Raw genomic sequence first — 21079 nt, 5'->3', positions numbered from 1 at the left:
TTTGTCGGCGCGACGCTGATCGATGCGGTGACGGCCGATATGCAGAGCTATCAGGAAGAGATCTTCGGGCCGGTATTACAGGTTGTACGTGTAAATACCATGGAAGAAGCGATGCAGCTGATCAACGATCATGAATATGGTAACGGTACCTGTATCTTTACCCGTGACGGTGAAGCAGCTCGATACTTCTCTGACAATATTCAGGTGGGTATGGTCGGCATCAACGTGCCGTTACCCGTGCCGGTGTCTTATCACAGCTTCGGTGGCTGGAAACGTTCACTGTTTGGTGATCTGCATGCCTATGGTCCGGATGCGGTTCGTTTTTACACCAAGCGTAAGACGATTACCCAGCGCTGGCCTTCAAGTGGCGTGCGTGAAGGGGTGTCTTTCGCTTTCCCAAGTTAATCCCCTGGAGGAACTCAGTTTTACATCTGGGTTTACTTTGCTCGTGAGATTTTGCCGGACCAGTTAATACTGGGCCGGCTTTTTTATGCATCAATTAAATTTTCTGCTAGGGTTAATTGTCAGCATGCTTCATGGACGAAGTCCGGTTTATCTGCTCAGGGAGGGCGAAATGATGTTTATCCGTTACTGTCATATCTTATTTAACGGCCTGATCGTTGTGGTCAGTTTTTTTCTAGTGTCGCCCAGTTCTGCCGATAAGCCGAAACTGCAGCTGGCGACAATCTATCAATCGGGTTCTGATGTTTCAGCTTACTGGGTAAGTGAGAAACTTGATGGTGTGCGAGGTTACTGGGATGGGAAACAGCTGTTAACCCGGCAGGGTTATCCGATCACCGCGCCGCAGTGGTTTATCGCTAATTTGCCCCAACAGCCGTTGGATGGCGAATTATGGATAGGGCGAGGGCAGTTTGATGCAGTTTCTGCACTCGTAAGAAGCTCTCCACGCGACAATACTGCGCTTTGGTCTCAACAGTGGAGACAAGTGAAATATATGTTGTTCGATCTGCCGCAGTTTCCTGGGACTTTTAGTAATCGACTGACTCAATTGAGAAGCATTGTAAATGACGTTGATCGGGATTGGATTCAGCTGATCGATCAGCGGCGGTTAACCAGCGATACTGAGTTAATGACCCTTTTGGAACAGATCGTTGCTGAAGGTGGAGAAGGGTTGATGTTGCATCACGAAGATGCAATCTATAAACAGGGGCGTAGCTTTGACCTGCTCAAGCTAAAATTGTGGCAGGATGCCGAAGCGAGAGTGGTAGGCTATCAACCCGGCAAGGGGAAATATGCGGGTATGCTGGGTGCATTGTTAGTTGAAACCCCCAAGGGCAAACGTTTCAAGCTGGGCAGCGGATTTACCGATGAACAACGAAAAAATCCACCGGAAATCGGTAGTACGGTGACATACAAGTACACTGGGATGAGCGATAACGGTGTGCCGCGTTTCGCCAGTTTCATGCGGATCAGACAACTTTAGACCCGCTCTGTATGCCATCCTTTGGGTTATTATTTTTAAATTAAGTTGTTATGGTGGCTTTGCTTAATCAATATTGTAGCTATAGTCAACTTCTGATGTGATGCTTATGCTTATATTAGCTGTAATATGGATTTTATTTGAATTATGAATGAGACTGGTTGGTTCGATTTTTATGCTTTTTTTAAATGATACTTTTAAATGGACCTGTTAGAAATTAATGATAGTGGGTTGTTTTTAAGATGGAAAAGTGGGTGTTAAAAGAAATTTTTATATTTTTTAAGATCAAAAAGTTTAGGTTTTATTGTTATAGGTTTTATTGTTATAGGTGATATGTGACGGAGTGGTGTGTCAGGTTATATGATTGATTGTTCTGTTGATGATATATTTGATAGGGTGTTTTATTTCATTGTATCAGTTAATAGAATATCTGACATTGTTAGTATTTTTCTGTTAAGTGTATTTGCAGATCTATAATTATTTCAGGTTGATTTTAATCGCCTTTTCTAACATATTTAAAATGTTGACTATTCTTATGCATAGGTTACTATTGACCGTTATCTGGATTTAGATATCCTTTAGTCAGCATAGGAGAGTGTGAGAGTTGAAACCAAATGTTGATGAACCAGTCATTCAGCATCTATATAGCGTGGTTAAGTTCTGCGTTAGATTGCTTGCCTTTTTAATGGTTTTTGTCATTCTCATGGGTGTTGTTGATGTTGGCTGGACTATTTATGAAAAAATGACCGCCCCTCCCATGTTCATTCTTACTATATCGGATATGTTAGCGACTTTTGGTGCTTTTATGGCCGTATTGATCGCTATTGAGATACTCATCAATATCACCATATATCTAAGAGACGATGCTATACATGTAAAGATAGTAATGGCAACGGCGCTCATGGCAATTGCCCGGAAAGTGATCGTATTAGATTTCGACAAAGTCTCAGCTGAATATGTGTATGGTCTGGCTGCTGTCACATTAAGTATGAGTATCGGCTATTGGTTGATTCACAAGTTGCCTACAAAAGTTCATAGTGAGTGACGTACTTATAGCCTTTCGGAGAGAAATGTGAGTAGCCAGATTAACTTAAAACATCTTTACTATTTCTGGTTGACCGCTCAGGAAGGCTCTATCACAAAGGCTTCTGATATATTGGACCTTGCTCCTCAAACATTAAGTTCTCAAATATCCACCTTAGAATCCAACCTTGATCTGATGCTATTTAAGCGCGAAGGGCGAAGTCTGATTTTATCACCTGCTGGCAAAGAAGTTTTTGCATACGCAACAAAAATCTTTGCGGTGACTAGTCAGCTGGAGGAGATGGTGAGGAATTCTGGAAAAAACCGTGTAATGGATTTTTCCATTGGCATCGCTTCTACGGTGCATAAAATTCTGGCCTGGAAGGTTATTCGACCTGTTACATCGCTGTCTCAAAAGATCCATTTAATCTGCCGCACTGCGCATGCAAGTGAACTGATTCTGGATCTTAAACAGAAAAAGCTGGATGTGATTATCACAGATTATCTGCCTCAGGATGTAGGACTTGAAGGCCTGGTGATTAAGAGTCTGGGATCGACTTCGATGTCTTTCTTCTGCAAGGATGGAATAAACAAAGGCTTAGATAAAAACTTTCCAGAATCGATCAGTAAGTTGGATTTCATAAGCTATGGCAGAAATACGCCTTACTTACAAAAGTTAAGAGACTGGTTTCGAGATAATAGTGTCGATATTAATATCTTTGCTGAAATAGATGATAGTGCTTTAATAAAAGTTATTGGTCAGTCAGGTGTGGGCGTTTTTTCTGCGCCAACCTATATCGAAGATGAAATTAGTGAGCAGTACTCTGTAGATATTATTGGGCGAACGGCTCATGTTACTGAAGATTTATATGCGGTTTATCGTCATAGCGGAATCATAAACCCTATTGTTAATGAGATAATAGAGACATCTATAAATCATTGACCTGTTTTTCGATGAAAACGGCCTTAATCACTGCGAAATGATTAAGGCCATTGTTCTAATCGCTTAATTTAAGCTGCCCACTCTGCATATTTTTCGGCCTCCAATGCGGGGGCTTCGAATATGTGATAGGACTGACCCCTTGCCTTGTCTACAGTAGTGCTTACATAGGTATAGTCGTTAGGAACGACTTCATTAGTTCGTTTAACTATAAACTCCCTTTTCAGGTTTGGAATATCTGCCATTAATGGTATTTCAACCCAGATGTTTACGGTGCTGTTGTTAGGGTTATACTCAGACCGTACAACTCGGTAGCCTTTTTTTAAGTTTAATACCTGCGATTTTTCGGCAACATTAATGAAATGCTTTTGTATAGTTTTCATAATCGTTCTCCTGTAAAAATACTAGGGCTGTTTAGTTCGTGAATTCAGTTTCTTAAAATTATATCAAGCTGATCTACTGGTTCAGACCATTCGCTGTCGTAAAATATAGAATCGCGAATAAATTCAGATTGAGAATGTGTCCAGCAGGGCGCATCGGCAATATGTATGCCTTCTGTAATAATCTTATTTTTATCTATAAAATTATCGATGCTGTCACTGTCATTTTCTAAACCTAGTTGTTGGAAAAGATTTTTTAACTCTCTGCTGTAATAGTTCATAAAAACCTCCTCGTTTGGATAATTAATTTATACGTGAAAAATCGTTACGAGTGTTTCTGTTTTTTAGGAGGGTCATTCAGAAAAAAACTGAATGACCAGAAGCAACGTCTGTTGAACCCATGAGGCGGGGTGAGTTTGTTGCTATAGCGACTGGGTTTCATCTGCACATACATGCGAGTGGATATCCGGGAGTGGCAGGAATGATTTACTGTTACTCACTTATGGGTATCACATATTTTCCCTATTCCATTCTATAATAGCGTTGTCACTATGCTGGTTATGGATAAAGTATGAAGGTCATTTCATTTGCTGAACTTGATAAGCAGTTTCCGCAAGGATTTTGTCAGCATCTGTCGATGTTTGGTGCTTTATCTCAGGAAAGCCTTGGATTTCTACTTCAGCAGGGAACGCTGTATCGTGCTGAAGTGGGCGATCAACTTTTTAAGCTTGGTGACAGCTCCGATCATTTCTTTGTTATCATTGATGGTTCAGTGCGCTTTTATCAGCATCGCGATAATGATGGTGAATTAGTACCCTTACGTTTATATAAGGCCGGTGAACAAATCGGTTTCGTGGGAATGATTGGACTGCACCAGCGTCGCGGTGATGCTGTTATTGAAACAGAAGGCCATCTGTTGGAGATCAGCTCCGCGTTGTTTCATAAGCTCTGCGAGCAATACCCGGAGATGTTTATGATATTCCTGATTAATATCACCCGGGAGATGAGTCGGGAGATCAGTCATCTGGATCAGATGTATGCTGATAAACACTGATTCCCAGGCTGCATTTCTCGGTTCTGATTCGCTGAGCTGAGCCAATAGTATTTGCTGAAATGGACTCTCTTTTTTCAAGCGTGTTATTTTTAAGTTTTCAGCCCGTATCTTCAAGTTCAGCTAAAGTCTCTTTAGCTTTTTCGTCTTTCACCGACCAGAATACTCCTGTTTAGCCAAACGCTGAGCGATACCCGTGCTGAAAGGCGGGTTGTGTAACTCTGGACTAATATCAAACTATTGTTCGAAATCGACAGTATCTGGTCGGGATCATTGGCCAGGTCTGAAACGCTATACAGGCTGGACTTAACGGGAGCGATTCTATGGAACAGCAACAGTTTCTGGTGGATGAACTGGATAAAAAAATTGATATGTTTCGGCGCAACTCCGCAGATCATAAGACGTTACATCGCCGGCTGCGCTATGGCTCTTTTGGTCTGACGGCAATGCTGTCATTACTGTCCGGTCTCGCACTCTATATTCCCACTTATGCCGCCCAGTTGAATGTTGCCATTCTGGTGTTCTCCGGGACGGCTGGCATCCTGGCGTCTTTAGAGGGGCTGCGTAAGGCCGATGAGCTGTGGATTCATGAGCGGACAATCTATTACTCCCTGTGTGATCTTAAACGAGAGCTGCTGTTTCAGATTAAAAGTGAAGCACTGCAGGCAGACCGGCTGGAAGAGTTTTTTAACCGGTTACAGACAATTCTCAATAACTCGGCAGAAAAGTGGAGTTCGGGCATTGTTCAGGGGCGTCAGTCGGAAAAAGTCCCCGCCGAATAAACGGTTATGAGTCAGAGTGATTGGGGAGGGTGTGATGATGAATAAAACACCTGTTTGATTTCTTGACAATATTGAAACCCTCTTCAAAACTTATGGCTCCAATGCTGAATAATAAAAACCGGGAGGCAGTAATCTATTCCCATCTGGCAGGGTGCTTGTGATGAATACCTTAACAGCAATTTCCACGTCCGATCAGCAACAACAACTAAGCAGCGGTTTTTTACGCCAAAGTTATATCGCTCTGTTACAAAGCCTTAATGATGAACAGGCATCTATCTGGCATCAGCAGGTGTTCAGTGATGAAATTACCCCCGCAACAGTTAGAAAAATCAGGCAGGTTGTCGGGCTTAATAGCGGTTTATTTCAACCCCGTTTCGTTATTTCCAAAGGGCTGGCGTGTGGTTTTGATAGCCAGTATCAGCATATATTTATTGGTGAGGGGTATCTCTATCCTGCACTGGCTGATTCCGGTCGTCCCAGTGCCTTGTTAGCGCATATTCTGTTGGAAGAGTATGGTCATCTGATTGATTACATTTTGCGTTATCAGTTGTCTGCGCTGAAGGGGGATAGCCTTGGAGACGAGGGTGCCCGGTTTGCTTTTGCACTGGCGGATTTTCTCGCGGCTAGAACAGCCCAAATCGAATTCGCTGAGTATCGCGGTACACGGGTGCAGCTGTTGAGTGCTGCCTCCGTCCAGCTTAAAAATCTGTATACAGCCGGGCAGCGTCAGGCGATGGTGGCAAGCGACCAGCGCACTGGTGACCTTCGTATTGAGTATTTCTCTGCGGGCAGGGGGGACCCGGTGCACAATAAGTTTGGTCACTGGTCTATTGAAGATGCGATGAGCAGTGCCGGCTTGTCTCAGGACCAGATAGACCAGATCTATTATGGTAACTGGTTGCGGGATTACTCCCAGGTGGTTGATCCAAAACTGGTCGAGTTTCAGTTTCGGGGACGGTCATTCTTTACCCGGGCGATGCTGACAGAGGTTGTTCAATTGTTGGCTGAGCTGGAGTTCGAGCCTCAGGGGTTTTTTACCGGGCCGCAACGGCAGGAATTTGTTCTGACTGAGGTGCGGCTGGGGCTGTATCGGCCTGAAGAACATATTGATAACCCCTATGGCATTACTGCGAGTCAGGTACCTGGTTTTCGTGGAGCTTATAGCAGTAGTGAGGGACAGGTCGATCCGGTGCTATGGCGTAAAGGTTATTTTGATCAATCGATCAGCTATATTTTGGCAGAGCTGAATACGGCGGTTAGTGCGGGTGCGACTGTGGAAGGGCGACGTCATTTTGGTCAGGCGATGCACACGCTGGAAGACCTGTATGCCCACAGTAACTATGTCGAACTGATCATGGAAGATATCCGCCGTGGGTTGATTCATAGCGGTATGACTCCTGCCTGGCCCAGTCCAAAGCTATGGACGGAAGAGGTCAGTGTTAGTGGGGCTGATGGCAATATCAGTGTGCCGCCGCTGGTAACCGGGAGTTTTGCCTTTGTCGATACTGTCGCCAGCGTGATCTCGATTATTGAGAAACATTTTGACCATCCCGCGGTATGTACGCCGGGAGAACGGGCGGCCGGAACCCGTATCGCACTGATTATGATCCGCAACCATGATGCGCAGATGGGGGCAACATTTGAACAGGCGCTGGTGGTTCTTGAGCAGGTGCAGGCCGCTTTGGGGCTGGACTGGCTGGGTCAGAAGATCTGTGAGATTAAGCACACGCTGTTTGGCTGGATTAAAGCGTTAATGGCCGCCGCACTCAGAGTGGCGATGAATGTTATCCCGCAGCATCAACAGACACCGCCAACCGACCCGACCCATACCCAGATCGCCAAAGACCCGGATGATCATCCGCTGCACCCTTTGACCGCGAGTGTTGCAAGGACGATGGCCCGGCAGATGTCAGGCCTGATGCAGCAATGCTGGTCGGGAGCGGCAACCGCTGCGCAACTGGAACAGCAGGTACGACACTATTTTGTTCATCCGTTTCAGGCGTCTGCGCTGGGTAGTAGTGAAGTGGATGCATTGCGACAGGTGGTTCAGGGTTATATTGATGACACCAGCCATCAGGGGACTTTGCAACGTGCAGCGACCTACGGCGGCCATGCGCATCATCATGCGGATGGTACCACTGAGAACCTGCAACAGCTCTACAACGGCGTATTAGAAATTTATGAGATCGTCCGTGCCCTTGATCTGTCAGGTGCGCGGCTACCAACGCTGAGTGATCTGCAAGCACTTTATCGCTGGAGTGCGGCACAGCCAGGTTCTATTCTGTCGGGCTCAGGCGGCTCTGAGGTTGGACAGCAGTTACAGAATATTGGCCGTGCTCTGCCGATACTTCAAAGAAGTGGTGGGCAGCCAGGCTCGTTCCTCACCGGCGCCGGTAGCTCGGGTGTTGGTCAGCAGTTGCAGAATCTTGGCCGCAATTTGACGCTATGGCGATAGTGACCCTGTACTGCTGTCTATGACTATTTTTTACCGTTTTTATAACCGTTCGGGTGTCACAGCGGCGGTCTGATCCAGCGGTTCAAGTTTCACCTTGCTGTTACGATCGCCCAGCTCAGAGATCAACATCGCAGCGATAATCATCCCTGCGCCAATCAGCCCTAGAGTGCCCAGGCTCTCGTTCAGCACCAGCCATGCTGTGATGCAGGCAAATACCGGCTCGGTTGCAAATATCAGTGCTACTTTATGGGGTTCCAGGCGCTGCTGGCAGGCGGATTGTGCCCAGTAGGCATACGCAGTACCAAACACCCCGGCGATAAGAACGGCGCTGATAATAATGGGGTTTACCGCAAGGTCTTGCCAGTTAAGGGGCGTTGAGCCCGGCCGGTAAAAAGCCGGATCAGGGCTGAGTATTGCGGCGAGAGTGCTGTACAGAGCAACCGCCAGTAGTTGCAGAATACTCATTGGCACCACCGGTAATGAGCCGACAAAACGGCCCGTCAGTAGGATGTGAATGGCAAAACCAAATGCACACACCATAACCAGAGCATCGCCCTGGTTAAACTCCAGCTTGTCGCCTACGGTTAGCAGATAGAGTCCGGCGGTGGCTACAATCATACCGATCCAGACCGCGATTGACGCCCGGGTTCGAAACAACAGAAAGCCCAGCAATGGCACCAGCGGAACGGCCAGACCGGTGATAAAACCTGCATTGGAGACGCTGGTGTAATGCATCCCCTCGGTCTGGGTGTAAAAACTGACAAACAGCAGGAAGCCGAGCAGAGCGCTGGCACCGGATAACGGTAGCCAGCGTATCTCTTTCAGCTGAGCGCGGTTGAACCAGAGCAGGGGGATCAGCGATACTCCGGCTAACAGAAAGCGAATGGCATTAAACGTATGAGTGGGGATAGTTTCGATAGCCATATCGATCAGCGTAAACTCAGCACCCCAGATCAGGCTTACCAATAATAATAGTATGACTGCCGTCCGTGAAGATTTGATAAGCATTGGTCGTCCTTTTTGATCATCCGAAAATGGAAACCGGGCCTCCATCTTCGTTCTGTACTGTTATTATATAGAGTGCTTAGCCGGTGATAAAACCGAGTACCAGCAGCGAGAAAAACGCGATTGCTGCAGCGATCAGCGCATAGGGAATCTGGGTCAATGCATGTTGCATCGGTGTACAGCCAGAGCCCTGCGAGGAGAGCACCGTGGAGTCACTGAAAAAACAGGCATGGCTGCCAAACGCTGAGGCGGATAGCAGTGCACCAACCGTCAGTGGCATCGACATATCCAGGCTAAGTGCCATCGGGATAACGATCGGCAGGGAAACAACAAAGACTCCCCAGCTTGAGCCGGTGGCAAACACCACCGCTGCCATCGAGGCAAAGACCAGTGCCGGTAACATCTCTTTCGACAGATAAGGAGTCATTGACTCGATAATATAGGGCGTCATACCCAGCTGATCGTTGATCTCTTTAACCATAAAACCGGCACAGACAACGGCGATAGGGTGCAGCATCACTTTAAAGCCGTCGAGCATGGAGTCCACCAGTTGGCTGAAGGTCAGCAGGCGTTGCAGGAAGTACAGCACCATGGTGAACATAGATGCCACCAGCGCACCCAGCAACAGGTCTATCTCATAGTACACGCTGGCGGCGACCAGCACCGCCATCGGTAGCAGGAAGTTGATCAGCCCGACAATGGGAGCAGTTTGCTTGATTGCTGAGGTGTCAAAACCGTCCTGCTGGATACCCTCAGGGATCGGTTGACCGGCCTGGGCACGAAGCTCTGCTTTTTTCATCGCCCCGAAATCGCCCAGTATTCCGGCCGCAACCAGGAACACAACCAGTAAAGCAACCCAGCCGTACATCATATAAGGGATCGATTCGATATAGAGCGACATCCCTTTGCCTTCGGTGGCTGCGCCGTTCTCCTCTAGCAGTGCAGCAAAGTAAACCGCCCAGGTGGAAACCGGCACCAGAATACAGACAGGGGCGGCGGTTGAATCCACCAGAAATGCCAGTTTTTCGCGGGAGATTTTATAACGATCGGTCAGTGTCTTCATCGATGCAGACACCGCCAGCGAGTTGAGATAGTCATCAATGAAGACCATGATGCCCAGTACACAGGTGGTGAGCATCGTGCCGCGTTTGGTTTTAATCCGTTTCGCCAGCATCTCACCAAAGCTGAGAACACTGCCACCCCGTTCCAGCATATTGATCAGGCCGCCCATCATGCCGCAGACCAGTACGATCCAGGCGATGGTCTCATCCATGACAACGGACATGGACAGGTCGCCCAGGCCGCTGACAACATTAGCAGGGTCAAGCAGTAACAGACCGGCGATAATACCGGCAAAAATAGACTCCAGGGGCTTCTTGGTAATAACCGCTACAAACAGGATCAGCAGGGCAGGTAACAGGCTATAAAAACCATAAGACTCACCGTCGATATGCTGAGTCGAAAGGTAGGCAAAAAATGCCATAATCGAGCCATAGAACAGCAGCCATTTTTGCGGACTGGTTGTGGCTTTCTGGCTTGCGCCACCCATGTGGTTCAGGCTTTCAGTCTGGGCGAGCTCCGTACTCATTTAGCACCTTTTTTATCGTTATAAGTATAGTTATTCAGCCTGCTGCCTGAGTGTGGGCCCAAACCGTTGCAGGAAACACTGAATGTTCACTCTTTGAGTGAGCTGTATGGCAGGCGCGACCTATCAGCCAGCGCCTATTAGAACGAATGATATCGTGATCAGATACCCAGTTTGTCACGCAGGGTGTAATACCAGGCACCCATCGCGGTATAGGGAATACGGAAGGTTCGTCCGCCCGGGAAGGGGTATTGTGGTAACCCGGCAAACACATCGAAGCGTTCCGCCTGGCCCTGAATAGCATCGCATAGTACCTTACCAGCCAGGTGGGAACTGGTGACACCGTGGCCGCTATAGCCCTGGGCGTAATAGATGTTGTTACCTATACGGCCAAACTGAGGCAGTCGCATCAGTGTTAGCAGAAAGTTGCCAGTCCAGGCATAATCCACTTTAACACCTTTTAACTGGGGGAAGGTTTTCAGCATATTCGGCACGATCAGCGCTTCGATCTTATCCGGCTCACGGGCACCGTAGGTGACACCGCCGCCATAGATCAGGCGGCCATCACCGGAAAGGCGAAAGTAATCCAGCAGGTAGTTACAATCCTCGACACAGTTATCCTGTGGCAGCAGCTCTTTCTGCTGCGCCTCACTCAGGGGCGCAGTTGTAATAACCTGTGTGCCGCAGGGCATCGCTTTCTGTTCCAGCTTGGGAATCAGTCCACCCAGATAAGCATTACCGGCAACAATTACAAAGTCGGCAGTGACCGAACCTTTCGCCGTATGGATAACCGCTTTGCTACCCTCCTCAACCCGGGTAACGGCGGAGTCTTCATAGATAACCCCCCCCAGACTTTCAACGGCAGCGGCCTCACCTAATACCAGATTGAGTGGATGAAAATGGCCGCCGCTTTTGTCCAGCAGTCCGCCCTCATAACGGCTCGAGCCAACATGGTTGCGGATGCTGTCAGCACTAAGCATCTCCAGCTGGGTGTGGCCATGGGCTTCCCATAGAGCCTTCTTCTGTTCCATCTCATGCAGCTGTTTACTATTGCAAGCTGCAAAGATACCGCCCTCTTTAAGGTCGCAGCGGATGTTGTACTGGTCGACTAAGCGGCGGATGATTCGGCCCCCTTCAAAGGCCATTTTGCCCATTTCGGTGCCAGTGTGCTGACCGTAATGCTTTTCGATAAAGTCGATATCACGGCTGTAGCTGTGAACAATCTGGCCACCATTCCGGCCTGAAGCACCAAAACCGATTCGGCTGGCTTCCAGTACGACAACGTTGAAGCCCTGTTCTGCGAGATGAAGCGCAGAGGACATACCGGTATAGCCTGCACCAATGATGCAGACATCCGCCGAAATAGCGCCATTTAATGATGGACGAAACGATGTATCGTTAGCTGAAGCGGCATAGTATGACGTGGTGTGCGATGGAACTGCCATATAAGAACCCTGTATTACGACCCAGCATGGGTATTGCAGATATAAGCCTGACCTGATGTTAAGGTTCATAGCTGTGATTATGTGCCTAGAGTAATCTTCGGCAGGGCAGCAGGGCTATACCTATGAGGGGATAGATGGACAGGAGCCAGGGTGTTAATGAAGGGTAAGAACCGTCTCATTAATAGGGCGCTGCGTTCTCTGCGTCTTTATGAATCATTCGGATGGAGTGCAGAAACATGTCCCTGGCACGATTGGGCTGCGCTGACTTTTTGGTAATCACCGCGACACCCAGACGAAAATGCTTAATCTGCTGTGCCACTGGTTTTAGTAATCCGCTCTCTACATAGGGACGCGCCACTTCCGCTGGAAGAAAGCTGATATAGCATCCGGATAACAGCATCGCTATGCGGGATTCATAGTGATAAGAGGTGGCTGACAGGTTCATCTGTGCAAGTTGATGATAGATCTCCTCATGGGGTTTGAGACCCGCATGGATCAGTTTGTAGCCGTTGATGATCTTTTCGGTTATCTGTTCGGCCTGAAGATCAAAAAGTGGGTGTTGTTTACCGCAGTAAACATAGTTTTCATCGGTAAACAGATGGATATAGTTGAGCCCTTCAAACTTACGATGATAGGGGATCATGGCGATATCCAGCTGGTTGTTGAGCACCTTTTTTTCCATCGCCTTCATATGATCAACCTCTACCTGAAGCTCGACCTCCGGAGCTTGCTGATAAAAATTATGGAAAATTTCCGGCAGTTTGAAGCGGGCGTCGGTACTGAAGGTGTCACTCAGCGCGATTCTGAGTTTACCGGCAGGACTGTCTCCGAGGTTGTTGATAGTGCTGCGAAACTGTTCCAGACGGTTGAGTAGCTGAGCCGTCTGATCAAATACAACCTTACCTTCTGGGGTTAGCGCAAATCCCGCCCGGCCTCGCTTGCAAAGCTTTATATTAAGACGGTCTTCAAGGGCTGCGATATGGTTGCTGATGGTGGGGCGGCTGATATTCAGTTCAGTTTCGGCAGCCGAAAATCCGCCGCATTCGACCACGGCTTTGAAGATTTTAAGCTGTTTTATCTCAATATCGCCTAGCTGGCCCAGTGCAAATTTTGTCATGCCCGCTACCCTTATAGTGATGATGATGAATGGGGAGATTAACCGTTTGTTTTTTTATACCTAACAGGGTTGGTTACGTAAAGAAAATTAAACGTTTGAGTGGAGTTTTGGTGATTTATCGCTCAGCGGTAATTTGTCAGGATAAAGCTACAGAGAGTTTAATCCGTTATATAAATATTAAAAACCACAGGGTGAAGTATGATTAAAAACCTTAAGAAAAAGCTGTCCACATCTGCTTTGGCAGTGACGCTGGGTCTGAGCACGCTGGCTGCTGATGTTTCTGCTGCAGACTATAACTGGCGTTTCAGCAACCTGTATGGACGTGGAACTGCGTTTGGTGAAGTTTACGAGAGTCTGGCTAAAAATATCGAGACGAATTCTGAAGGCCGTATCAAGGTTCAGGTTCTGTATTCCGGTGAAGGTGTCGGCACCAGCGGTCTGCTGGGTGCGGTTAAGTCTGGCCTGATTACCATGGGTGCTCCATTTCAGTCTATGCACGCGGGTGAACTGCCAGCGGGTATCGTAGAGATCGGTCTGCCTGGCGGTACGGATGATCCGGCTGAACTGCAGTCTTTGTTCCATGAAAAAGGCTGGGACAAAGTACTGACTAAAGCTTATGGATCACAAGGTCTTGTCTGGCTCGAGCCTTACATCCAGCCACCAGTGTATGTTCTGACTAAGAACCCTATCAACTCCGCTGAAGATTTTAAAGGTCTGAAAATCCGTGCGCCGGGTGCGTATGGTAAGTTCCTGCGTAATCTGGGTGCTTCCCCTGTTTCCCTGTCCTGGAGTGAAATCTACACTTCACTGGCAACTGGCGTAATCGATGGTTCTATCGGTAGTAACATGATCGACCACCGCGACGGTAACCACGTTGAAGTAGCTAAGTACATGTACAAATTGCCGCTGGCTGGTGCTCAGGTGCTGCCAATCGTTGTAAACCGCAATGAGTGGAAGAAACTACCGGAAGATCTGCAGGAAGCCGTACGTAAAGCAACTGTGCAACACGCTGCTGATCAGCTGCGTCTGTCTAAGAAATGGGAATCTGAAGCGGTTGCCGAGATGGAAGCTAAAGGTCTGCAGTGGAGTCCGGAACCAAGCGAAGCTGACAAGAAAGCCTGGGCTGAAGCCGGTGCTGGCTTGTGGGACGAGTATGCTGCAGCGGATAAGTACAGCAAGGAGCTGATCGATATCCTGCGTGCAAACAGCAAGTAAGCCTTTAGAAATAAGCTAAAAGGGGTGCTATCGTGCCCCTTTTTTGTTGTAGGTATTCCTATGCTTAAAATAATACTGACAAATTTCTGTTATTCCGTTGATTGGATAGTACGTCAGGCAGGCCGCATAGCGTCTCTTATTATGCCGGTGCTGGCTTTGGTTGTAGCATTTGAAGTGTTTTCACGCTATGTGCTGGGAAAGCCGACTATCTGGGCGTTTGACCTGTCACTGTTTATGTTTGGCTATCTTGCCGCGTTGGGTGGGGCGTATGCTCAGCAAAAGCGCGCGCACATCAATGTCGATATTCTCTATCTTAAAGTCTCTCATCGAACCCGTTGCGTCTTTAACCTGATCTCTTTCTCCCTGGCTATCTTCTTTCTGGTGATTATCGTGATGATGAGTATCGGCAAATTTGAAGAAGCGATTGAGTTTGATTATCGCCGCCAGAGTGAGTGGGCGCCTCCTATGTTCCACTTCTGGATCATGATGGTTGTTGCCTGTGGTCTTTTTATTGCTCAGCTGACAAGAGATATGTTGGCAGAGCTGTATTTTCTTATGACCGGCCATGCACTGATTGAGGAGAGCTGTGATGGGAATTGAGCTGTTAACTGTAGTTCTTCTGCTATGTATTCTGGTATTTTTCGCTCTGGGGGCGCAGGTGGGCCTGGCACTGGGTGGCATTGCGATGGCCATCGGTTATATGACCTGGGGCGATGGCATTTTTAACGTTATTCCGACGACCCTTGAGTCCACCTACTTCAGTTTTATTTTGCTGGCGATTCCGCTGTATATCTATATGGGGCAGTTGCTGACAAAATCCGGCATCGGCGATGCGATGTTTAACTTCAGTCAGATGCTGATTGGTCGTGTACGAGGCTCGCTGGCGATTAGCGTTATTGGTGTCTGTTCTATGATCGGCGCAATGGTGGGTATTATCGGTGCAGGTATTATGACCTCCGGTAGTATCGCTCTGCGGCCAATGCTGGAGCGGGGTTATAACAAACGTCTGGCACTGGGTGTGATCATGGCCGGTGGTGGTCTGGGTATCCTTATCCCACCCAGCATTCCGATGATTATGTTTGCCGCCTCAACGCAAAACTCTGTTGGCCGGATGTTCCTCGGTGCGATGATGCCGGCATTGCTGACGGTGGTGATGATGGTGCTCTATGTTGCCATCAGTTGCTGGTTGTTCCCTGAACGTGCGCCACGGGACATGGACAACAAAGATATTGTTAAGCTGGAAGGTAAGGAAAAGTTCCGCATTGCTCGCGACGGGTTGTTCTCCATGCTGCTGATTGTGGCGGTGCTAGGCAGTATCATTACCGGTATAGCGACTCCAACTGAGTCTGGTGCTATCGGCGTTGTCGGCGCGATTATTCTGGCGATCGTGTTCAAACGTTTCAAAGTGGATATGTTTCTCCAGTCTGGTTTTCAGACCGCGACGCTGGTGAGTGTGGCGATGTGGATTATCTTTGGTGCGTCGGTATTCAGTAACTTCCATCTGTTGATGGGTGTACAGAGCATGGTGGCCGACTTCACTGGTAAGCTGGATCTGCCGCCGATCATGATTATTATCATGTTCCAGCTGATTATGTTGCTGCTGGGCTTCATCATTGATGAATTCATCATCGTGCTGATGTGTGCACCGTTGTTTACACCGATTGCGGTTTCACTGGGTTATGATCCTATCTGGTTTGGTGTACTGATGATTCTGAACATTCTGATCGCCGTACAGACACCACCCTATGGTTTTGCGCTCTTCTACCTTAAGGGCATTGCGCCTGCGGGCATCGGTATGTCTGAGATCTATAAGTCAGTAACGCCGTTTATTCTGCTTAACCTGACGGTATTAATTATCTGTATGGTATTCCCGGAGATTGTACTCTGGTTGCCAAACTTAGTGATGGGTTGAGGAGTTCACCATGTATAGCAATATTCTTATCCCCCTGGATCTGTCACATAAAGAGCAGGTGGTTGAACTGGTACAGATCGCCACCGCACTGGCAGCAGGAAATCCGGCTGAGATCAATCTGCTCTATGTGGATCAGAGCTTTGTGCACCGGGCGGGTGATCCTCAGTTTGATAAAACGATTCATGAAGGGCACCGTAAGGAGGCCCTGAAAGAGATGGAAGATCTGTTAGGCAATCTGCCTGAAAATACCCAGGTGAATACCATCTACCGTGATGGGACGGCCCATGATCAGATTCTGGAAACCGCAGAACAGCTGGGGTCGGATGTCATTGTGATGATGGCCCGCAAGCCGGGTATCAGCAGTTACTTTATCGGCTCGAACGCTGAGCGGGTGGTACGTCATGCACCCTGCTCAGTGTTTATTGTGCGTTCTGAGGATTCAGATAGCTGATTCGGCCAGACATTCGGTGAATAACTGAATGATGAGTTTATTGTGCTGCCGGTTACGCCAGAGGGCTTTGAAGGTGTTGGTATAACCATACTGGTCAGTTAGCAGGGGCTTGAGGTCTTTCTCCAGCCGCCAGTTGCTGACCAGATGGCGGGGCAGAAAGCCCAGATAGTGGCCACTCAGAATCAGCGTGGCCCGGGCTTCCTGGTGGTGAGCGATGGCCTGTTTATTCCAGAGTTTCATATCTGGATGGATCTCCCGTCCGGGCATCAGCCGGGGGGACTCGACAAAGCGATACTGGCGCAGCTCGGCGGCATCGATCTCATCGGTTCGGCTAAACAACGGATGATCCTGAGCGCAATATAGCAGCATCTCCTCGTCAAATAACTTCAGGGTTGTCAGTTCGGGGTAGGGCTGACTGATCACCGTAATACCGATATCCACCTGCTGATTAAGCAGTGCGGAGATCACATCATCAGAACTCATGGTGCTGATTCGGATGTTTACCTCAGGTGCTGTAAGCGAGAACTGGCTGAGTGCTTTGAGAATCGAGGAGTTATGAACTCCCAGCATATGTTCAGCAAAACCCAGGTGGAGATCACCGAGTATGCGATTATGGCTCTGGTTAATGGTGTTTTTGAACTGATCGATGGCGCTGAGAAGCTCAAGGGTTGCGCTATATACAGTCTGACCCTGTTCGGTCAGAGAGAAGCCAGCCCTGCCACGTTCACATAAACGCATATCAAGACGTTTTTCCAGATCCGATATGTAATTAGAGATAGTGGAGTTGGCCAGATTCAGATGAATCTCTGCGGGGGTAAAGCCGCCGCATTCGACGACGGCTTTAAAGACTTTCAGCAGGCGCAGATCCATATCGGCCAGCTGACCGGAGAGCGCGGCTTTTCTGCGTCCCATAGGGTTACCTTTGATTATGGTGATTTAATATTTGCTTATGCAAATGTAAATATTTATAAATAATTATATAAGCAAAAGATTTGTCGATCTATAAATAGATCCACAACGCAGTTGTCTAAGCGACTGCATGCCGGAGACAGACAATGACAATACAACTTAACGATGCATCACTGCTTAAAACACAGGCCTTTATTGGTGGTCTGTGGGTTGATGGTGATAACGGTGAAACATTTGCGGTGACAGATCCCGCCACCGGCGAGCATCTGGCCGATGTCGCCAGTGTCGGTGCCGCTGAGACCCGTCGGGCGATTGAAGCCGCTGAGCGGGCGATGACTGAGTGGAAAGCGCTGCCGGCAAAAGACCGTAGCGCGGTGCTGGAAAAGTGGCACCAGCTGATCATTGAGAATACCGAAGATCTGGCGGTCATCATGACCGCAGAACAGGGTAAGCCTTTGGCTGAATCCCGTGGTGAAATAGGCTACGGCGCGTCTTTTATTAAGTGGTTTGCCGAAGAGGGCAAGCGGGTTTACGGCGATATTATTCCTACGCCACAGACCGATCGTCGTGGTGTGGTGATTAAGCAGCCAGTCGGTGTGGTAGCGGCGATTACGCCCTGGAATTTTCCTAACGCGATGATTACCCGTAAAGCGGCTCCGGCACTGGCGGTTGGTTGTGCGATTGTGCTGAAGCCTGCAGCTGAAACGCCTCTGTCCGCATTGGCGCTGGTAGAGCTGGCGAATCGTGCCGGTTTACCGGCGGGCCTGTTCAGTGTGGTACCGGGCAGTGATGCCCCGGCGATTGGTGGCGAGATGACCTCTAATCCAACAGTGAAAAAGGTCACCTTTACTGGTTCTACACCGATTGGCAAGCTGTTGATGAAACAGTGTGCCGATACGGTGAAGCGTACCTCTATGGAGCTGGGTGGTAATGCCCCGGTGATCATTTTTGATGATGCCGACCTTGATCTGGCGGTTGCGGGTGCGTTGACCGCTAAATACCGCAACTCCGGTCAGACCTGTATCTGTGCTAACCGCCTGTTAGTACAAGAAGGTATCTACGATGCTTTTGTTGAAAAATTTGCCGCAGCGGTGAGCCAGTTCCGTGTGGGTAACGGTTTTGATGCCGGTACCACTCACGGTCCTGTGATCACCGAGAAAGCCGCGAAAGAGATCGATGCCAAGGTGCAGAATGCGGTCGGGGAAGGCGCGACCGAAGTCATCGGTGGTATGCCCGCCAAGCAGGGCGCGGAAGAATTGCTGAAGCTGCCCTTTAACGAACAAATCGCCGTGCGCAGCCTGATTGAACAAGCCTCCGTCATGGGCAGTGAGTTAAGCCGTATCGGCAAGCAAACCGCTGGCCGTGCTGGTCGTTCAGGGCTTCAATCCTACTTGCCTGCGGCCGCCGCCGTCAACGCATCCAACAACCGTTAATCAAGCCGCGAGGTCTATATGCCCATTGCAACCAACCCGCTCGCCCCGACTGAGCTGCCTAATATCAAGCTAAGCCTGACGGGCGATGTGACGGGCGAGGGCGTCTATGATGGACTAAAAGACGTCGCGATTGACGTCACTGTGGCAGACGACTCGCACAATCACGGCGCCATAGCTAGTAATGCGATTGATATTCTAGCAAACGCTAACGCTATTTTGGACAGCGTCAACGCACTGGCAGCGGCCACAGACAACATCGCCACGAACACCGGCAACATTGCCACCCTAACGCCCGCTGTGTCCGCGAACACGGCAGGCATTGCGCAGATAAATCAAGACTTGCTGAGCGTCCCGCAGGCCATTTACGAGACAGGTGACAGGCGCGATTGCATTACTGTCACAAAGAGCGATAACTTCTTTGTCGGCGACCCGAATGCGCTTGTGGACGGAACGGGCAACTCAAGCGGTGTTTATTTTGGCACGGTGGCCGCTGCGGGGAAATATCTGCAATTTGACTTTATTGATTTAAGCGTTTTCCTGAGCGGGTTTAGGTTTAAACAACAATTCGCAATCGCGCACGGTATATGGGAATTGCGCGGATCTAAAGACGGGGCATGGTTAGACGCGGGTGACTTGCTGCTAGGCAATATAGCGCTAGGTGCAGGCGCGGCGAGTGAAGACTTCGACTTCCCTATGACAAATGCAAGTTATGAGTCCTTTCGGTTGGTCGGCGTGTCAGGCACCACGTCCAACTCGCCATTTGTCTATGAGGTCGAGTTTAAGGGCATTCACATATCAACAGTGAAGTCAGTTATTGACGATTTATTGAATATCAATCAAGCCAATATCGCTACGGACGCGGCCTTCTACCTCAGCGGCCCGCTGGACGAATATGTCTACCGCCAAAAGCAAAGCGCGGGGCCAACGCGGCCAGAATATGACTTACCCTTGATGAGCACGGACAAGGACGGCGGGGTTTTGATTGGCGCGGTGGGGCATCCCGGCATTTCCCTCTATAGCCTGAGTTCGCTCAATTACTTTTACCCGCGCACGGTTTCGCTATTTGACGGCGCCGATGATACTTTGCCTGTTGAATATACGGATATTCACTCAGGCTCAGGAACGCACACGATAGACGCCTCTAATGATGGGGGTTACTTGCGCCTCGATACGGGCGCCACGTCTGCATCTACGGCGGGCATTCGCGCACCTAAAAAGGGCGGCGTGATTGCTGTAAGTTCGACCTTGTGGTGGTCTATGTCCTCTTTTGCGATCACTGACCAGATCATGTATGGCGGCTGGAGCGATGCGGCGCGGCTTAACTATGTCGAATGGTTTGGCGAGGATGGGGACAATTGGGCGGTGCGCACCCGCATTGGGGACATTGACGCCACGACAAGCGAGACAATCGCGTCCAGCGGCACAAAGACCTTTAAAGTGCTAGCCTATCATAGATTTGTGCAGGGCCAGCCAATTACCATTGCGGACTCGGCCAGCCCTGAGACAAATTACATGACCGGCACGGCGACGACAATCGCGGCAAGCGGCACGCTTGGACAGATCATTCCACCGAGCATCGTTCTGATACTGTTGGCTGACGCGGTCTCCAACGCCAATCAGGCCGCCGCTATGCGCTCCGGCGGCGGGGCCGGTGTCGTTTCAGTCGGCGACTTGTTTGCCGGGGCCTTGATCCCGGGATTTCTTTTGGTTGGCTTATACCTCCTCTACCTTGTATTGACGGCAATCTTTCGACCTGAAGCCAGCCCGGTTGTGACCATAGAAGAGCATGCTGAACCGCTCTCTGCTGCAGAAATCATGCGCAGCCTGGGCGCGCCGTTATTGCTTATCATCGCGGTTCAGGGCTCGATCCTGGAGGGCCTGGCTCCACCAACAGAGGCGGCTGCAGGCTGCGCTGGGGGGTCGCACTTGCGGGCG

At 49.2% G+C, this 21079-nt stretch carries 20 protein-coding genes; 13 read left to right on the top strand and 7 right to left on the bottom strand.

All coding sequences use genetic code 11. The features are described 5' to 3' along the window. The 4 genes from Q0499_RS08820 to Q0499_RS08805 form a co-directional block, all read left to right on the top strand. On the top strand, positions 1-405 hold a 405-nt coding region (locus Q0499_RS08820; RefSeq protein ID WP_299198372.1), incomplete at its 5' end, for an aldehyde dehydrogenase family protein. A gap of 85 nt (positions 406-490) precedes the next feature. After that, positions 491-1444, top strand: coding sequence for a DNA ligase (locus Q0499_RS08815; RefSeq protein ID WP_299198370.1), 954 nt, complete (start codon positions 491-493; stop codon positions 1442-1444). A 601-nt stretch (positions 1445-2045) separates the two neighbouring features. Continuing rightward, positions 2046-2486, top strand: coding sequence for a phosphate-starvation-inducible PsiE family protein (locus Q0499_RS08810; protein WP_299198368.1), 441 nt, complete (start codon positions 2046-2048; stop codon positions 2484-2486). 27 nt (positions 2487-2513) lie between these two features. Next, entirely contained in the window at positions 2514-3407 is an 894-nt protein-coding gene (locus Q0499_RS08805; protein ID WP_299198366.1) for a LysR family transcriptional regulator, read from the top strand. Positions 3408-3475: 68 nt separating this feature from the next. Here Q0499_RS08805 and Q0499_RS08800 read toward each other — a convergent pair whose 3' ends face one another. Then, the gene (locus tag Q0499_RS08800) at positions 3476-3787 is read right to left on the bottom strand and encodes a hypothetical protein (protein WP_299198364.1); all 312 of its coding nucleotides are present in this window, start codon (positions 3785-3787) and stop codon (positions 3476-3478) included. 44 nt (positions 3788-3831) lie between these two features. Next, the gene (locus Q0499_RS08795) at positions 3832-4065 is read right to left on the bottom strand and encodes a DUF2789 family protein (RefSeq protein WP_299198362.1); all 234 of its coding nucleotides are present in this window, start codon (positions 4063-4065) and stop codon (positions 3832-3834) included. A 290-nt stretch (positions 4066-4355) separates the two neighbouring features. Here Q0499_RS08795 and Q0499_RS08790 point away from each other — a divergent pair, with 290 nt between their 5' ends. The 3 genes from Q0499_RS08790 (at position 4356) to Q0499_RS08780 (ending at position 8072) form a co-directional block, all read left to right on the top strand. Next, entirely contained in the window at positions 4356-4838 is a 483-nt protein-coding gene (locus Q0499_RS08790) for a cyclic nucleotide-binding domain-containing protein (protein WP_299198360.1), read from the top strand. 320 nt (positions 4839-5158) lie between these two features. Then, a complete protein-coding gene (locus tag Q0499_RS08785) occupies positions 5159-5617 on the top strand; it encodes an SLATT domain-containing protein (RefSeq protein ID WP_299198359.1) in 459 nt (152 codons plus the stop codon). 160 nt (positions 5618-5777) lie between these two features. Continuing rightward, entirely contained in the window at positions 5778-8072 is a 2295-nt protein-coding gene (locus tag Q0499_RS08780) for an HET-C-related protein (RefSeq protein WP_299198357.1), read from the top strand. 39 nt (positions 8073-8111) lie between these two features. On the opposite strand, the gene Q0499_RS08775 is transcribed toward Q0499_RS08780, so the two are convergent. From Q0499_RS08775 to Q0499_RS08760, 4 genes are all read right to left on the bottom strand, one after another. Next, a complete protein-coding gene (locus Q0499_RS08775; protein WP_299198356.1) occupies positions 8112-9080 on the bottom strand; it encodes a DMT family transporter in 969 nt (322 codons plus the stop codon). A 76-nt stretch (positions 9081-9156) separates the two neighbouring features. Continuing rightward, positions 9157-10665 carry a Na+/H+ antiporter NhaC family protein gene (locus Q0499_RS08770; protein WP_299198355.1) on the bottom strand — a complete coding sequence of 503 codons (1509 nt, stop codon included), beginning with the start codon at positions 10663-10665 and terminating at the stop codon, positions 9157-9159. A gap of 158 nt (positions 10666-10823) precedes the next feature. Beyond that, positions 10824-12107 (bottom strand): FAD-binding oxidoreductase, encoded by a 1284-nt coding sequence (locus Q0499_RS08765; RefSeq protein ID WP_299198354.1) that lies wholly within the window; start codon positions 12105-12107, stop codon positions 10824-10826. Between the two features lie 178 nt (positions 12108-12285). Beyond that, complete coding sequence (locus Q0499_RS08760; protein ID WP_299198351.1) at positions 12286-13224, bottom strand: LysR family transcriptional regulator; 939 nt, start codon at positions 13222-13224, stop codon at positions 12286-12288. A gap of 198 nt (positions 13225-13422) precedes the next feature. On the opposite strand from Q0499_RS08760, the gene Q0499_RS08755 reads away from it, so the two are divergent. The 4 genes from Q0499_RS08755 to Q0499_RS08740 are packed head-to-tail and all read left to right on the top strand — an operon-like array spanning position 13423 to position 16802. Then, complete coding sequence (locus tag Q0499_RS08755) at positions 13423-14439, top strand: TRAP transporter substrate-binding protein (RefSeq protein ID WP_299198349.1); 1017 nt, start codon at positions 13423-13425, stop codon at positions 14437-14439. A 60-nt stretch (positions 14440-14499) separates the two neighbouring features. After that, positions 14500-15039 carry a TRAP transporter small permease gene (locus tag Q0499_RS08750; RefSeq protein WP_299198347.1) on the top strand — a complete coding sequence of 180 codons (540 nt, stop codon included), beginning with the start codon at positions 14500-14502 and terminating at the stop codon, positions 15037-15039. Beyond that, complete coding sequence (locus tag Q0499_RS08745) at positions 15029-16351, top strand: TRAP transporter large permease subunit (RefSeq protein WP_299198346.1); 1323 nt, start codon at positions 15029-15031, stop codon at positions 16349-16351. The genes Q0499_RS08750 and Q0499_RS08745 overlap by 11 nt, the downstream gene beginning before the upstream one ends. A gap of 10 nt (positions 16352-16361) precedes the next feature. Further along, positions 16362-16802, top strand: a complete 441-nt coding sequence (locus Q0499_RS08740; RefSeq protein WP_299198344.1) for a universal stress protein — start codon at positions 16362-16364, stop codon at positions 16800-16802. Here Q0499_RS08740 and Q0499_RS08735 read toward each other — a convergent pair. Continuing rightward, positions 16791-17714 (bottom strand): LysR family transcriptional regulator, encoded by a 924-nt coding sequence (locus Q0499_RS08735; RefSeq protein ID WP_299198342.1) that lies wholly within the window; start codon positions 17712-17714, stop codon positions 16791-16793. The genes Q0499_RS08740 and Q0499_RS08735 overlap by 12 nt on opposite strands. 143 nt (positions 17715-17857) lie before the next feature. On the opposite strand from Q0499_RS08735, the gene Q0499_RS08730 reads away from it, so the two are divergent. Both Q0499_RS08730 and Q0499_RS08725 read left to right on the top strand, forming a co-directional pair. Beyond that, complete coding sequence (locus tag Q0499_RS08730) at positions 17858-19144, top strand: NAD-dependent succinate-semialdehyde dehydrogenase (RefSeq protein ID WP_299198340.1); 1287 nt, start codon at positions 17858-17860, stop codon at positions 19142-19144. An 18-nt stretch (positions 19145-19162) separates the two neighbouring features. Beyond that, a partial coding sequence (locus Q0499_RS08725; protein ID WP_299198338.1) for a TRAP transporter large permease subunit occupies positions 19163-21079 on the top strand: 1917 nt, incomplete at its 3' end.

It is taken from the genome of uncultured Amphritea sp. (genome assembly GCF_937127095.1).
Lineage (GTDB): Bacteria > Pseudomonadota > Gammaproteobacteria > Pseudomonadales > Balneatricaceae > Amphritea.
This window is presented reverse-complemented; position numbering and strand designations above follow the sequence as displayed.